13 protein-coding genes are annotated in these 14627 nt (G+C 62.9%); 11 read left to right on the forward strand and 2 right to left on the reverse strand.

Annotation, left to right across the window (positions count from 1 at the left end):
- Positions 1-6: 6 nt before the first annotated feature.
- The 7 genes from KZZ07_RS16845 to glpK all read left to right on the forward strand — a co-directional run bounded on the left by KZZ07_RS16845 (position 7) and on the right by glpK (position 7697).
- Positions 7-1095, forward strand: a complete 1089-nt coding sequence (locus tag KZZ07_RS16845; protein ID WP_219515968.1) for an ABC transporter ATP-binding protein — start codon at positions 7-9, stop codon at positions 1093-1095.
- 10 nt (positions 1096-1105) lie between these two features.
- On the forward strand, positions 1106-2209 hold the full coding sequence (locus KZZ07_RS16850) for an ABC transporter ATP-binding protein (protein WP_219515969.1): 1104 nt from the start codon (positions 1106-1108) through the stop codon (positions 2207-2209).
- Complete coding sequence (locus KZZ07_RS16855) at positions 2209-3078, forward strand: carbohydrate ABC transporter permease (RefSeq protein WP_219515971.1); 870 nt, start codon at positions 2209-2211, stop codon at positions 3076-3078. Before KZZ07_RS16850 ends, KZZ07_RS16855 begins: the two co-directional genes overlap by 1 nt.
- Before the next feature lie 3 nt (positions 3079-3081).
- Entirely contained in the window at positions 3082-3933 is an 852-nt protein-coding gene (locus KZZ07_RS16860; RefSeq protein WP_219515972.1) for a carbohydrate ABC transporter permease, read from the forward strand.
- A gap of 105 nt (positions 3934-4038) precedes the next feature.
- Positions 4039-4311, forward strand: coding sequence for a DUF2160 domain-containing protein (locus KZZ07_RS16865; RefSeq protein WP_043138128.1), 273 nt, complete (start codon positions 4039-4041; stop codon positions 4309-4311).
- Positions 4312-4399: 88 nt separating this feature from the next.
- Positions 4400-6112, forward strand: a complete 1713-nt coding sequence (locus tag KZZ07_RS16870) for an ABC transporter substrate-binding protein (protein WP_219515973.1) — start codon at positions 4400-4402, stop codon at positions 6110-6112.
- Between the two features lie 106 nt (positions 6113-6218).
- A complete protein-coding gene (gene glpK / locus KZZ07_RS16875) occupies positions 6219-7697 on the forward strand; it encodes a glycerol kinase GlpK (protein ID WP_219515974.1) in 1479 nt (492 codons plus the stop codon).
- A gap of 59 nt (positions 7698-7756) precedes the next feature.
- On the opposite strand, the gene KZZ07_RS16880 is transcribed toward glpK, so the two are convergent.
- On the reverse strand, positions 7757-8935 hold the full coding sequence (locus KZZ07_RS16880) for a nuclear transport factor 2 family protein (RefSeq protein ID WP_219515975.1): 1179 nt from the start codon (positions 8933-8935) through the stop codon (positions 7757-7759).
- 72 nt (positions 8936-9007) lie between these two features.
- Positions 9008-10084 (reverse strand): ester cyclase, encoded by a 1077-nt coding sequence (locus tag KZZ07_RS16885; RefSeq protein ID WP_219515976.1) that lies wholly within the window; start codon positions 10082-10084, stop codon positions 9008-9010.
- A gap of 219 nt (positions 10085-10303) precedes the next feature.
- Here KZZ07_RS16885 and KZZ07_RS16890 point away from each other — a divergent pair, with 219 nt between their 5' ends.
- From KZZ07_RS16890 to KZZ07_RS16905, 4 genes are all read left to right on the forward strand, one after another.
- Positions 10304-11542 (forward strand): ABC transporter substrate-binding protein, encoded by a 1239-nt coding sequence (locus KZZ07_RS16890; protein WP_219515977.1) that lies wholly within the window; start codon positions 10304-10306, stop codon positions 11540-11542.
- 98 nt (positions 11543-11640) lie between these two features.
- On the forward strand, positions 11641-12669 hold the full coding sequence (locus tag KZZ07_RS16895; protein ID WP_219515979.1) for a carbohydrate ABC transporter permease: 1029 nt from the start codon (positions 11641-11643) through the stop codon (positions 12667-12669).
- A gap of 13 nt (positions 12670-12682) precedes the next feature.
- Positions 12683-13564, forward strand: a complete 882-nt coding sequence (locus KZZ07_RS16900; RefSeq protein WP_219515980.1) for a carbohydrate ABC transporter permease — start codon at positions 12683-12685, stop codon at positions 13562-13564.
- Positions 13565-13576: 12 nt separating this feature from the next.
- Positions 13577-14626: an ABC transporter ATP-binding protein gene (locus KZZ07_RS16905; protein ID WP_219515981.1), complete on the forward strand. Its 1050-nt coding sequence runs from the start codon at positions 13577-13579 to the stop codon at positions 14624-14626.
- Position 14627 lies beyond the last annotated feature (1 nt).

Below are 14627 nucleotides of genomic sequence, written 5' to 3' on the forward strand. Positions count from 1 at the left end.
GACCCGATGACGCTGGAACTGAAAGGCGTATCGAAGACCGTGGAGGGGCAGACGCATATCCACCCCACCGACCTGATGCTTGAAAAGGGCACGATGAACGTGCTGCTTGGGCCGACCCTGTCGGGCAAGACATCGCTGATGCGTCTGATGGCGGGGCTGGACGTTCCGGCGACGGGGCAGGTGATCTGGAACAGCGAGGATGTGACCGGCCAGCGCGTGCAGGACCGCAAGGTGGCGATGGTCTACCAGCAGTTCATCAACTACCCGTCGATGAGCGTTTACGACAATATCGCCTCTCCGATGAAGCTGATGGGCGCGGACCGCGCCGAGGTCGACCGCCGCGTGCGCGAGACCGCGGACCTGATGAAGCTGACACCCATGCTCGACCGCAAGCCGCTGGAGCTGTCCGGCGGCCAGCAGCAGCGCTGCGCGCTGGCGCGGGCGCTGGTCAAGAACGCGGGGCTTGTGCTGCTGGATGAACCGCTGGCCAACCTGGATTACAAGCTGCGCGAGGAGCTGCGGGTGGAAATCCCCAAGATCTTCGAGGCCTCGGGCAGCATCTTTGTCTATGCGACCACCGAACCGGAAGAGGCGCTGCTGTTGGGCGGCAATGTCGCCACGCTGTGGGAAGGGCGTATCACGCAGTTCGGACCCACGCCATCGGTGTACCGCCAGCCGATCGACGCCACCACGGCGCGGGTGTTCAGCGACCCGCCGATGAACTTCCTGCAGATCTCCAAGACCGGCGATCGGATCATGTTCGGCGACGGGCAAAGCGCGGCCGCGACGGGCAAGATCGCCGAGCTGGCAGATGGCCGGTACACGGCTGGGTTCCGCCCCAATCACCTGGAAATCGGCAAGCATGCCCCGGATGCGATGGAGTTCAAGGCCGGGCTGAACGTGACCGAACTGACCGGGTCTGAAACCTTTGTGCACCTCGATCACCACGGCGAGCGCTGGGTCGGCCTGATCCACGGCGTGCATGACCTGACGCTGGGCGAAGAGCTGAGCGTCTGGCTGGACCCGCGCCATGTCTACATCTTCGGTGAGGACGGCCAGCTGGTCGCACCCGCCGCCTATGCGCTTGCGGCCTGAGGGGGACAGAATGGCCAAGATCACACTCGACAACCTGGCGCATTCCTATCTGCCCAACCCGGCCAGTGAGGATGATTTCGCGCTGAAGGAGCTGAACCACGACTGGGAGGATGGCGCCGCCTATGCGCTGCTCGGGTCCTCGGGCTGTGGGAAATCCACGCTGCTCAACATCATTTCGGGGCTCTTGCACCCCAGCCAGGGACGTATCCTGTTCGACGGCAAGGACGTGACGGGCGCGCCGACGGCAGAGCGCAACATCGCGCAGGTGTTCCAGTTCCCGGTTGTCTACGACACCATGACCGTGCACGACAACCTGGCCTTTCCGCTGCGCAACCGTGGCCGGGATGAGGCCTATGTGGCCGAACGCGTGCAGGAAATCGCCCGCATGATCGGCATGGAGGACATGCTGCGGAAAAAGGCGCGTGGCCTGACGGCAGATGCCAAGCAGAAGATTTCGCTGGGCCGCGGCATGGTGCGCAAGGACGTCAACGCGCTGCTTTTTGACGAGCCGCTGACCGTGATCGACCCCCACATGAAATGGGAACTGCGTACCCAGCTGAAAAAGCTGCATCACGATTTCGGCCACACGATGATTTACGTCACCCATGACCAGACCGAGGCGCTGACCTTCGCCGACAAGGTGGTGGTGATGTATGACGGCCGCGTGGTGCAGATCGGCACGCCCGAAGAGCTGTTCGAGCGGCCCGAACATACCTTTGTGGGCTATTTCATCGGCTCTCCGGGGATGAATGTCATTCCGGCCAAGGTTGATGGCGACAAGGCCTATATCAACGGCTCTTTCGTTGAGTTGGCGCAGGGGTACGGGGGCCTGAACGGCAAGGTCGAGATCGGCGTGCGGCCTGAATTCGCCCGTCTGAGCCAGACCGAGGGCCTGCCCGTCAAGGTGCGCCGCGTCGAGGACGTGGGCCGCCACAAGATCATCCGGGCCGAGTTCTTTGGCACCGACATCAACATCATCGCCGGAGAGGACGAGCGCGTGAGCGCCGACATGAACCGCGTCACCTTCGATGCGGATCATGTCAACGTCTATGCCGATGACTGGCGCGTCGCACCCGCCGGTGCGCAAAACGGACCTGTGGGGAGTGCGGCGTGATGGAAAAGACAGTCAACCAGAAGGCATGGTTCCTTGTCCTGCCGGTTCTGCTGCTGGTGGCCTTTTCGGCGGTGATCCCGCTGATGACAGTCGTCAACTATTCGGTTCAGGACACGTTCGGGAACAACCAGTTCTTCTGGGCCGGTCTCGAATGGTTCAAGGAAATGCTTGAATCGGAGCGCATGTGGAACGCTCTTGGCCGCCAGTTGATGTTCTCGGGCATCATCCTGGCCATCGAGATCCCGCTGGGTATCTTCGTGGCGCTCAACATGCCCAAGGGCGGTTTCTGGGCCTCGCTCTGCCTTGTGCTGATGTCGCTGCCGCTGCTGATCCCCTGGAACGTGGTGGGCACGATCTGGCAGATCTTCGGCCGCGTGGACATCGGCCTCTTGGGCTACACGCTGGATGCGCTGGGCGTGAACTACAACTATACGCAGGACACCGTTGCCGCCTGGATCACCATCGTCGTGATGGATGTCTGGCACTGGACCTCGCTGGTGGCGCTGCTGGCTTATGCCGGGCTGAAATCGATCCCCGACGCCTATTACCAGGCGGCCAAGATCGACCAGGCGAGCCGCTGGAAGGTGTTTCGCTTCATCGAGCTGCCCAAGATGATGGGCGTGCTGATGATCGCCATCCTGCTGCGCTTCATGGACAGTTTCATGATCTACACCGAGCCTTTCGTCGTCACCGGCGGCGGCCCCGGCAATGCGACAACGCTGCTCTCGATCGACCTGGTCAAGATGGCGCTGGGACAGTTCGACCTCGGCCCCGCGGCGGCGTTCTCGCTGATGTATTTCCTCGTGATCCTGCTGATCAGCTGGGTGTTCTACACGGTGATGGTCAACCTCGACAACCGGGAGGGCTGAGTGATGGCCGACGTGAGTGCAAACCAATCGACGGCGCGCAGAGGCTCGCTGCCCCGGATCAACAGCCGGGCCGTGGTGATGACGCTGTACCTGCTGTTCCTGCTGTTGCCGATCTACTGGCTCTTGAACATGAGCCTGAAGACCAACACGGAGATCCTGAACGAGTTCACGCTCTGGCCGCGTGACCTGACCTTTGCCAACTATGCCACGATCCTCACCGATCCGGCCTGGTACATGGGCTACGTCAACTCGCTGATCTACGTGGTGATGAACACGGTGATCAGCCTCGCGGTGGCTCTGCCGGCGGCCTATGCCTTTTCGCGCTATCACTTCATGGGCGACAAGCACCTGTTCTTCTGGCTGCTGACGAACCGGATGGCGCCGCCAGCCGTCTTTGCGCTGCCGTTCTTTCAGCTCTATTCCTCGGTCGGTCTGTTCGACACGCATATCGCCGTGGCCCTGGCGCACTGCCTGTTCAACGTGCCGCTGGCCGTCTGGATCCTTGAGGGCTTCATGCGCGGGGTGCCCAAGGAAATCGACGAGACCGCCTATATCGACGGCTACAGCTTCGGCTCCTTCTTCGTGAAGATCTTTACCCCGCTGATTGCCAGCGGCATCGGGGTCGCGGCCTTCTTCTGCTTCATGTTCTCATGGGTGGAACTGCTGCTGAGCCGGACGCTGACCACGGTGGATGCCAAACCCATCGCCGCGATCATGACGCGGACACAGGGCGCGTCGGGCATCGACTGGGGCGTGCTGGCGGCGGCGGGCATCCTGACCATCGTGCCGGGCGCGCTCGTGATCTACTTCGTCCGCAACTACATCGCCAAGGGCTTTGCCCTGGGGAGGGTGTGATGACAGCCGCCGCAAAGGCGCGCATGCGCCAGGCCCTCCCGAGGTCGGGCCTGGCGCATGCGCGCCGGTTGCACCGCTTGGCTTTCATTTCAAAGGAGACCTGACATGGACTGGATGGCATGGACCTGGCCGACCGCGATCTTCTTCATGGTCATCGCCACGCTGCTGATCACCTTCACGGTGCTGGCGATCAAGTTCCCGGAAACACCCCGCACGGGCATCTTGCGGATCGAGACGACGCGCGGTGACCGGCTCTTCATCACGCTTCTCGGCTCGGCCTTCATCAACCTGGCCTGGCTTGGATTGGTCGGCGCAAACCAACCTTACGCGCTGATTGTCTGCCTGATCTACGCCGCGGCGGTCTTCCGCTGGGTGTAGCGACGGGCGCGGGGCCGGGACCAGAGGAGACCCGGCCGCGATCTGCTTGTTCCTCAGTCAATGGTTCAAAATGGGAGGAAACCAACAAATGAACCTCAACCTCAAGACAACCACGGCAGCGCTGCTGATCCTCGCGGGTCCGGCCTTTGCCGACATGGACGCGGCGCGCGCGTTCCTGGACAGCGAGATCGGCGATCTCTCTGCCCTGCCGCGCGACGCACAGGAAGCGGAGATGCAATGGTTCATCGACGCCGCAGCACCCTTCTCGGGTATGGAGATCAAGGTCGTCTCCGAGACCATCACCACGCATGAATACGAAGCCCAGGTGCTGGCCCCGGCGTTCACCGCCATCACCGGCATCAAGGTCACCCATGACCTGATCGGCGAAGGCGACGTGGTCGAGAAGCTGCAGACGCAGATGCAATCGGGCCAGAACATCTACGACGGCTACATCAACGACTCGGACCTGATCGGCACCCACTGGCGCTATCAGCAGGTGCGCAACCTGACCGATTGGATGTCGGGTGAAGGCTCCGACGTGACCTCGCCCACTCTGGACCTGGACGATTTCATCGGCCTCAGCTTTACCACCGGACCGGACGGCAAGGTCTACCAGTTGCCGACGCAGCAGTTCGCGAACCTCTACTGGTTCCGCTACGACTGGTTCAACGATCCCAAGAACCAGGAAGACTTCAAGGCCGCCTATGGCTACGACCTTGGCGTTCCGGTCAACTGGTCGGCTTATGAGGATATCGCCGAGTTCTTTACCGGCCGCGACCTGTCGCACATGGGTGTCGATGGCGACATCTTCGGCAACATGGACTACGGAAAGAAGGACCCCTCGCTTGGCTGGCGTTATACCGACGCGTGGATGTCGATGGCCGGCATGGGAGACATCGGTGAGCCCAACGGCCTGCCGGTCGATGAATGGGGCATCCGCGTCAACGACCAGAGCCAGCCTGTCGGCTCCTGCGTTGCGCGCGGTGGCGCCACCAACGCTCCGGCAGCGGTCTATGCCGTGACCAAGGCGATTGAGTGGCTGGAGAAATACACGCCCCCGGCTGCCGCGGGCATGACCTTCTCCGAGGCGGGTCCGATTCCGGCGCAGGGCAACATCGCCCAGCAGATGTTCTGGTACACCGCCTTCACCGCCGACACGGTCAAGCCGGGCCTGCCGGTGATGAACGAGGACGGCACGCCCAAGTGGCGCATGGCGCCCTCTCCGCATGGCGTCTACTGGAAAGAAGGCCAGAAAGTCGGCTATCAGGACGCCGGGTCCTGGACGCTGATGAAGTCGACCCCGGTCGACCGTGCCAAGGCGGCCTGGCTCTATGCCCAGTTCGTCACCTCCAAGACAGTGGACGTGAAGAAAAGCCATGTCGGCCTGACCTTCATCCGCGAATCCACGGTGCAGCACGACAGCTTTACCGACCGTGCGGACAAGCTGGGCGGCCTGGTCGAGTTCTACCGCTCGCCCGCGCGCGTGGCCTGGTCGCCGACCGGCACCAACGTGCCGGACTACCCCAAGCTGGCACAGCTGTGGTGGCAGAACATCGGTGACGCCATGTCGGGCGCAAAGACCCCCCAGCAGGCACTGGACGCGCTCTGCGCCGACCAGGAACGCGTGCTGGAGCGCCTTGAGCGTGCCGGTATCCAGGGTGACATCGGTCCCAAGCTGAACGACGAGCGTGACGCCGAATACTGGTTCGACCAGCCCGGCGCGCCCTATGCCAAGCTCGACGACGAAGACGAAGAGCCCAAGACTGTCAGCTACGATGAGCTGATCAAGTCCTGGCAATAAGCCTTCCTCCCCGGTCGGGGCCCTTCGGGGCCTCGACCACCCCATTTTTCCCAGATAAACGGTGCTGCGACAGCGCAGCCTGAAATCGCTTTGAGGAGAGGCGGTCATGACCCATATCCTGGCCATCGATCAGGGCACGACATCCACCCGCGCCATCGTCTTTGATCCATCCATGTCCGTCGTCGCCTCGGCGCAAGAGGAATTCCCCCAGCACTACCCGGCTTCGGGCTGGGTCGAACATGATCCGGCGGACCTCTGGGCCACTACCGCTGCCACCTGCCGCGCGGCTATCGAAAAGGCGGGCGGGGCAGGGATCGCCGCCATCGGCATCACCAACCAGCGCGAAACCACGCTGGTCTGGGACCGCAAGACCGGCAAGCCCATCCACAATGCGATTGTCTGGCAGGACCGGCGCACCGCCGACCTGTGCCGTCGCCTGAAGGATGAAGGGTTCGAGGACGCGGTGACGGGCCGAACGGGGCTCTTGCTCGACCCCTATTTCAGCGGCACCAAGCTGGCCTGGCTTCTGGAAAACGTGGATGGCGCCCGCGCCCGGGCCGAGGCCGGAGACCTTTTGTTCGGCACCGTCGATACCTGGCTGGTCTGGAACCTGACCGGCGGCGCGGTGCATGTGAGCGACGCCACAAATGCCGCGCGCACCATGCTCTATGACATCCGCAAGGGCAGCTGGTCACAGACGATCTGTGACCGGCTGGGGGTCCCCGTGTCGATGCTGCCAGAGGTCCGCGACAGTGCCGCCGATTTCGGTCAGACCCGACCGGACCTGTTTGGTCGCCCGATCCCGATACTGGGGATCGCCGGAGATCAGCAGGCGGCCACGGTGGGGCAGGCCTGTTTCGCGCCGGGCATGTTGAAATCCACCTATGGCACGGGCTGTTTTGCCCTGATCAACACGGGCGACAAACCGGTCCGCTCGCAGAACCGCCTGCTGACCACCATCGCCTATCAGCTGGACGGCAAGCCGACTTACGCGCTCGAAGGGTCGATCTTCATTGCCGGGGCGGTGGTGCAATGGCTGCGCGACGGGTTGAAGATCATCCGCGAGGCGAAAGAGACCCAGCCGCTGGCCGAGCGGGCGGATGACGCGCAGAACGTGGTGCTTGTACCTGCCTTTACCGGGCTGGGCGCGCCCTATTGGAACGCCGAGTGCCGGGGTGCTGTCTTTGGCCTGACGCGCAATTCGGGCCCGGCCGAACTGGCGCGTGCGGCATTGGAAAGCGTGGGCTACCAGACCCGCGACCTGCTGGCGGCCATGCAGGCGGACATGGGCGGGGTCAGCGATGCCGTCCTCAGGGTGGACGGGGGTATGAGCGCGTCCGACTTCGCCATGCAGTTCCTGTCCGACATCATCGGCGCCAGGGTAGACCGGCCGCAGGTACTGGAAACCACGGCGCTGGGCGCGGCATGGCTGGCCGGTCAGCGCGCCGGGATCTACCCGGAGCAGGCCGAATTCGCGGCAGGCTGGGCGCTGGAGAAAAGCTTTGCCCCGGCGATGGACGAAGCGACGCGGCAGGACAAATACGCCGCCTGGCAACGCGCGGTCGAGGCGACGATGCGTTTCTGAGACCGTTCAGAGCGGGGCTGTCTGCACAGCCCCGCCGCGTCGGTAGAGGGCTGCCGGGCTCAGTCCTCGGCCTCATCCAGAACAGCGCTGTCGCGGTCGGCCATCTGCGCCAGCTTGATCTGCATCAGCACCGACATTTCGTCGTAGTTCGTCCATTCATCGACGATGCGGCCGTTCTTGATGTGGAAATGGCTCATGCCCATGATCTGCACCCGCTTGCCAGTGGGGGCGCCCAGTTCTTCCATCACGCCCCAACCGAGGTGATGCCCCTCAACCAGCCAACGTACGGCGACCTTGGTGCCGCCTTCCTCGCAGGGGACCGAACAGATGTGCTGCGGCATGTAGAACCCGTCCGGCACAGTGGCATAGAGGCCGACCGTCTGGTGCGTGACGGCGCCGTGGCCGTACAGCTCTTTCATCAGCGGGCCGTGGTACTGGACCGTGGGGGCATAGACGTCCCGGATCTTGCCGAACATGCGCTTGTTGTGGATCTCGTGCAGCCATTCCAGGATCTCGCGTTCCAGGTCCGTGTTGGCAATCTCGGTGTCGGGCGCGGTCTCGGGCGGGTACTGGCCGATGAGCCGGCGGTTTTCGCCCATGTCCACGGCCAAAAGGCCCTTTTCGAAATAGGGGCGGGCCAGGGTTTCGGCATAGGCCTGCGCGTCCAGGCCGATCTGTTTCACTTGCGCCATGCTGTCGACCACCAGCCATTCGCGGTAGATCATGTTCTCGTAGATCATGCAGTCTGCGATGGTGCGGGCAACAAAGGTCCGGCCAGTGGGTTTGCCATAGATGCCCGGCTGGGTGTGGCGCCCTGTGCCGGTGACAAGGTGCGAGGTGTAGAACCCGTCGTCCTCGTTGCCGTTCCAGATCACCTGGGTGGCCATGCCGCGGCGTTCGGGCAGCATGAACATCCGCCGGATCGTGTCATGAACCACGTCCTCGCGGTTATAGATCGTGCCGGTGGCGTGATAGACGACGCAGTTGTGCGTGTAGTGGGTATAGATCAGCCCCACGTCGCGTTCGTCCCAGATGCGATGCGTGCAGCGGACGATGTAATCCACGATGTCGGTATAGATAGGATCAAATCCCCGCATCGGCTGCGCGCGCTCGCGGTCTTCGGGGACGAGGTCGACGAAGTCGCGGCGCTCGACCTGCAGCACCGATGCCGGGGGGGTCTTGGGCGTACCCTTGCCCCCGGGGGTCGTTTCGCTTGCGGGCTGGTCCTTCGTGGCCATCTCTCTGTCCTGACGTTGCGGGTTCACTTTCGCGGAATGAAGCATGTCGTGCATACGATTGCAACCATATCGTCACTCCAGCCCGGCGCCCCGTCGGAAATGGCTTTGCATGCGATCCATGACGTCGACACCCATCTGCATCAGCAGGTCGAGGATATCGAGCGGCACCCAGTTTTCGCGAATCAGTCCCTGGTGGTGCAGGTAGAAATCCATCACCCGCATCATCACCGGCCGCCCCGTGGCCGCGAGCCCCAGGAAGTCCGGGCCGTCGTGCGTGGCGAAGACGCTGGGCCAGCCGCCAGTCACCGAGTAGGGGCCGTCGCCCACGCGGATATAGTGGCCGCCCTTGTGCTGTGCCTTCAGTTCGGCGATCTCATCCCATTGTCCGCCGCCCTTGCGCCCGGGAAAGGCGCGGCGGAAAGGCAGCTGGTGATAGTCGACAAAGCCCTGCAGGCCGCGTGTCGTCCCGATGCCGGACGGCCCGTACCACATCATCCTGGGGTGCCAGTGCTCTTTCTGCGGCATGGTCAGAAGTCCCTCGCGGCCATGCTCTCCGAAATCGTCATAGGCGGCCAAAGTGCCATGCATGGCCAGCGTTTGCGCAATACTGGCCGCACCTTGCCCCGGGTCCTGCGGGGTAAAGACCAATCCGTCGCCGCTGATTGGTCCGGGCCACATGCTTTCCGTTCCCAGGCTGGGGGCCAGCGGCCAGAAGCCGGCCTGCCGGATCACGTCCAGTACATCCCACAGGCAGTTGGTCTGAACGATCTTGCCGTCCCGGATTTCGTGCACCTCGCCGTAGCGCAGGTAGATGGGGCGGCCGGTTGCGGGAATGGTCAGCCAGTCCTGCCGGAAGGTGCCGCAATAGTGGCCCATCATGGCGACATAGGTGCGGCCCTCGTACGTTCCGCCCATGACGATCAGGTCGCGCCGTTCAAGGTCGGGCAGGGCGGTCATCAGGGGCCGCCAGAGCGAATCGGCAAGGAAGTCCAGCCCCGCGCCCTCGTTCATCGGGTGCGCGGCGCGGACCTCGACCTCCGGGTGATAAAGCGCGGCGATCCGGGCGCCCAGATCCTCCTCTCCACCTTCGCAAAGTGCGGACAGGTCCTTGTGCAGATTGATTTTCAACGCGGTGATGTCAGTGGTCATCCTGGTCTCCTTTGCGGGCATTCTGGTGTTCTCAGGAATTTATTGCAATCGTATTCAGTGATTGCTACGGTAAAGGTGTTCCGGGCCCGGGTCCGGGGCGACGCAAGGCAAAGAAACATGACAAGCGCGCCACCCCGGACGGCAATGGGGCTGGGGTGTAAATCGGGAGGCCGTCCGGGTGGCCGGAGGGTGCGCACTGTTCCAACAGGAGAGATCGGAATGAAGTTCAATGTTAGGGCAACGGTCGCCGCGGGTGCGTTGATTGCATCGGCGGGTGTCGCCTGGGCCGACTGCGGCATCGAGAGCGGGTCTGTCCGCATTCTGTCGAATGACTTCGACGCATTGCACGCGGTGGCCGACTGGGCCGCGAAATGTGCCAGCGACAAGGTTGAGGTCACGAAGAACCACACCGAGGAACACAAGAACATCCAGGTGCCCGCGCTGACGACCGACCCTGCCAGCTATACCGTTGCCGTCGTCGCCACCAACTCCATCGTGCCGCTGCTCAGCGACGGTCTGATCCGACCGCTGGACGAATACGTCGAGAAATGGGGCGGCCAGCTGCAGGACAGCCAGAAGATCGTCGTCGACGGCAAGATCATGGCGATCGCCTTCATGGCCAACGCCCAGCACATGTTCTACCGCGAAGACCTGCTGAAAGAGCACGGCATCCCCGTGCCCACCAGCTACGCCGAGATGTTCGCCGCTGCCGAAAAACTGCGCGAGGCGGGCGTGATGCAGACACCGATTTCGTCCAACTACATGCCCGGCTGGAACATCGCGGCGGAGTTCGTGAACACCTATCTTGCCACCGGCAACGACTTCTTCAAGCCCGGCAGCGCCGAACTGGCGATCGACAACGAGGACGGACTTCTGGTTCTCAACAACATGAAGAAGATGCTGGACTACATGAGCCAGGACTGGGCCACCTTCGACAGCAACACGCAAAAGCCGATCTGGGAAGCGGGTGAAGCGGCTCTGTCGATCTCGTGGGGGTCGCGCGCGGGCGCCTATATCGCCGATGACAACCCCGCGCCGGAAATCGCCGCCAATACGGCCTTTGCCGCGGCACCCACGATCGGGGACTACACCATTCCCTCGGCGGCTCTGTGGTGGGATGGGTTTACCATCGCCAAGAATATCTCGGACGAGGATGCCGAGGCGTCTTTCCGCGCGATGATGAACGGTCTGTCGCAGGATATGCTGGCGGCCAACATGGACGCGGCGGTCTGGCTGATCGACGGCTATGAGCCGACCCCCGCCGCCAACGGGGTGATCGCCGACCTGCAGGCCGGCGCGCGGCCCTATCCGATGCTGCCCTACATGGGCCTGTTGCACACTGCGCTGGGGGATAACCTGGCCGAGTTCCTGCAGGGCAAGGAAAGCGCGGAACAGGCGCTGGCGGATGTGACCGCTGCCTATACCACCGCCGCCACCGAAGCCGGCTTTCTGGACTAGGGACGCTCCGGCCGGGGTCGCCGCTGGGCGGCCCCACTCACCCCAATCAGCGGAACGGATGACCTCGTGCCCCTGTCGGGCGCGACAAGGGGGAAGTCATGCCTCACAAGACGTTCATGGCCTTTATCTGGCCATCACTCCTGGCGATGGTTCTGTTCATCGCCCTGCCGATCCTCTCGGTGGGCTACCAGTCGCTTTTCATCGAGCACAAGCAGATCCTAATCGAGGCCGAAACCTGCGGGCCGTTCGGCTGCAACAAGGAGGTCGCGGTCGATGTCGAGGCGATGGCCGAACTGCGGGCCGAACAGCCCGCAGGTCGGTTCAACGGGTTGGGGACCTATACCAACGCCAGCCATCTGGCCTTTGACGAGATCGGCGAAATCTTTGCCACAAGCGAGAATTTCGGCCAGATCCGCACCCGGATCATGAACCTGCCCTTCTACAAGGCGCTGATCTTTACCCTGGCCTATACCTTTATCGTGACGCCGCTGGTGATCATCCTCGGCTTCATCATCGCGGTGGTGGTCAATTCCATCCCGAAAATGCTCAAAGGGCCGGTGATCTTCTTCTCGCTGCTGCCGATGCTCGTGACGCCGCTGGTGGGATCGCTGGTGCTGTTCTGGATGATCGACAGCCGGGGCATCATCGGGGCTGGGTTGCAGGCGCTCTTTGGCGATCCGACCCTGTCGCTCAAGGCGTCGCCGACGCTGACCTGGGTCACGCTTTTCGTCTACGGTGTCTGGCACTCCGCGCCCTTTGCCTTTGTCGTCTTCTACGCGGGCTTGCAGACAGTGCCCAAGGACACGCTGGAATCGGCGATGGTGGACGGGGCCAGCCGGTGGGAGCGGGTGCGTTTCGTGACCATACCCTACCTGATGCCGCTGGCGACCTTCATCGCGCTGATGCAGCTGATGGACAACTTCCGCATCTTCGAGCCGATCATCGGTTTCTCGGCCGCGGCCAGTGCTACCTCGCTCAGCTACCTGATCTACAACGATCTTCGCGCTGCTGAATCGCCGCTCTTCGGCTCTGCCGCGGCGACCTCGATGCTGACCATCGTCGGCGTCATCATCCTGCTGTTGCCGGTGCTGCGCCGCAACTGGCGCGAATTCAACCGCAAGACCTGAGGGAGGGCCGGTCATGTCCGATCTTGCCAACAAGAAACCGCCATCGCTGGTGGCCCTGTCGACGCTCTTTGTTCTGTTCTGGCTGGTTGTTGCTGCATTTCCCTTTCTCTGGACGATGTGGGGCTCCTTCAAGGTCGAGGGCGACTTCTTTTCCCGCGCCGACTGGATGAACGCGATCACCGGCCCGGTGACGGAACGCCAGCATGGCGGACCCTTTACGTTGGACGGCTATCGCGGCGCCTGGGTCGAGCAGGAATTCTGGCGCGCGGTGGTCAACACCGGCATCGTCGTCTTCTTCACCGTGGTGATCTCGCTGACACTGGGCACACTGGGCGGCTACGCGCTGGCGCGGTCGGGGTTCAAGTATACCTTCTGGCTGCTGATGGCGGCGCTGGTGTTCCGGGCGATGCCGCATGTGACACTGGTCTCGGGCTACCTGCTGCCCTTCTTCCAGATGAACATCTGGGGTTACCTGCCCACGACAATCATTGTGCTGGTGGCGATCAATCAGCCCTTCACCCTCTGGATGCTGCACAGCTTCTTCCTGTCGATCCCCAAGGATCTGGACGAGGCGGCGATGGTCGATGGCTGCACGCGGTTCCAGGCCTTTCGCCTGGCGATCATCCCGGTGATGTGGCCGGGCGTGGTGACGACGGGGCTGTTCAGCTTCCTGCTCGCCTACAACGATTTCACCGTCACCTCGATGCTGCTCACGCAGGAAAACGCGACGATGATCCCCAAGATCAACTCCTTCCTCGGCTCGACCCAGGAAGAGGGCAAGGTGATGTATGCCGTCGCCGCCGTCGTCTCGGCCATCGTGCCGCTCTTCGTGCTCATCCTGTTCTTCCAACGTCAAATCGTGAGCGGCCTGACCGCTGGCGCCGTCAAGGGATAAGGGGCTTTCACAATGGCCAGACTGCAACTCAAGAACGTGAACAAGCGCTGGGGCTCCTTCGTCGGCGTGGACAATTTCGACCTCGACATCGCGGACCAGGAATTCCTTGTCCTGCTGGGGCCCTCGGGCTGTGGCAAGTCCACAACCATGCGGATGATTGCCGGGCTGGAGGATGTGACCGACGGCGAGATCTGGCTGGGCGACCGGGTGGTGAACAAGCTTGAACCCAAGGACCGGGATATCTCGATGGTGTTCCAGTCCTACGGGCTGTATCCGAACCTCAGCGTCTATGAAAACATCCGCTTCCCGCTACGGGTGCGCAAGGTGCCCAAGGACCAGCATCACGAGATGGTCATGAAGGCCGTCGAGATGGTCGAATTGCAGGATTTCATGCATCGCCGTCCGGCCGAACTGTCCGGCGGTCAGCGCCAGCGCGTCGCCCTGGGCCGCGCAATCGTGCGCAAGCCCACGGTCTTCCTGATGGATGAGCCGCTGTCGAACCTCGACGCCAAGCTGCGGGTCAGCACGCGGGCGCAGATCAAGAACCTGCAATCCAAGCTCAAGACGACAACCGTCTACGTCACCCATGATCAGATCGAGGCCATGACCCTGGCCGACCGCGTGGTCGTCATGAACAAGGGCAAGATCCAGCAGGTCGGGACACCGACCGACATCTACGACAACCCGGCCAACACCTTCGTCGCCAGCTTCATCGGCTCGCCAGCCATGAACCTTGTCGAGGGCAAGCTGGAAGGCGGCGTCTTTCAGGGCGACGGCATACGGGTCGAGGGTCTGCCAACCGGACCCTCGGGCAACATCACCCTTGGGTTCCGGGCGGAGGATGCCGAGATCGTCGATGGCCCGGGCGAGATTTCCGCGCCGATGTACTCCATCGAACTGCTGGGTGAGGCCTCTATGATCACCTGGCGGCTGGGCGGGGCGCTGGTCTCGATCAAGACCAACAAGGAGTACCGGGCCGAGATCGGCGACACGGTGAACGCGCGCATTCCCGCCGCGATCTGCCACCTTTTCGACACCGCAAGCGGAGAAAGGATCGCATAGC

Origin of the sequence: Mameliella sp. CS4, assembly GCF_019392335.1 — a bacterium.
Lineage (GTDB): Bacteria > Pseudomonadota > Alphaproteobacteria > Rhodobacterales > Rhodobacteraceae > Antarctobacter.

What these genes read in the sequence shown, in the direction of transcription:
- KZZ07_RS16845 (WP_219515968.1), top strand. Translation starts at nt 7, where the DNA reads ATGACGCTGGAACTGAAAGGCGTATCGAAGACCGTGGAGGGGCAGACG.
- KZZ07_RS16850 (WP_219515969.1), top strand. Translation starts at nt 1,106, where the DNA reads ATGGCCAAGATCACACTCGACAACCTGGCGCATTCCTATCTGCCCAAC.
- KZZ07_RS16855 (WP_219515971.1), top strand. Translation starts at nt 2,209, where the DNA reads ATGGAAAAGACAGTCAACCAGAAGGCATGGTTCCTTGTCCTGCCGGTT.
- KZZ07_RS16860 (WP_219515972.1), top strand. Translation starts at nt 3,082, where the DNA reads ATGGCCGACGTGAGTGCAAACCAATCGACGGCGCGCAGAGGCTCGCTG.
- KZZ07_RS16865 (WP_043138128.1), top strand. Translation starts at nt 4,039, where the DNA reads ATGGACTGGATGGCATGGACCTGGCCGACCGCGATCTTCTTCATGGTC.
- KZZ07_RS16870 (WP_219515973.1), top strand. Translation starts at nt 4,400, where the DNA reads ATGAACCTCAACCTCAAGACAACCACGGCAGCGCTGCTGATCCTCGCG.
- glpK (WP_219515974.1), top strand. Translation starts at nt 6,219, where the DNA reads ATGACCCATATCCTGGCCATCGATCAGGGCACGACATCCACCCGCGCC.
- KZZ07_RS16880 (WP_219515975.1), bottom strand. Translation starts at nt 8,935, where the DNA reads ATGGCCACGAAGGACCAGCCCGCAAGCGAAACGACCCCCGGGGGCAAG.
- KZZ07_RS16885 (WP_219515976.1), bottom strand. Translation starts at nt 10,084, where the DNA reads ATGACCACTGACATCACCGCGTTGAAAATCAATCTGCACAAGGACCTG.
- KZZ07_RS16890 (WP_219515977.1), top strand. Translation starts at nt 10,304, where the DNA reads ATGAAGTTCAATGTTAGGGCAACGGTCGCCGCGGGTGCGTTGATTGCA.
- KZZ07_RS16895 (WP_219515979.1), top strand. Translation starts at nt 11,641, where the DNA reads ATGCCTCACAAGACGTTCATGGCCTTTATCTGGCCATCACTCCTGGCG.
- KZZ07_RS16900 (WP_219515980.1), top strand. Translation starts at nt 12,683, where the DNA reads ATGTCCGATCTTGCCAACAAGAAACCGCCATCGCTGGTGGCCCTGTCG.
- KZZ07_RS16905 (WP_219515981.1), top strand. Translation starts at nt 13,577, where the DNA reads ATGGCCAGACTGCAACTCAAGAACGTGAACAAGCGCTGGGGCTCCTTC.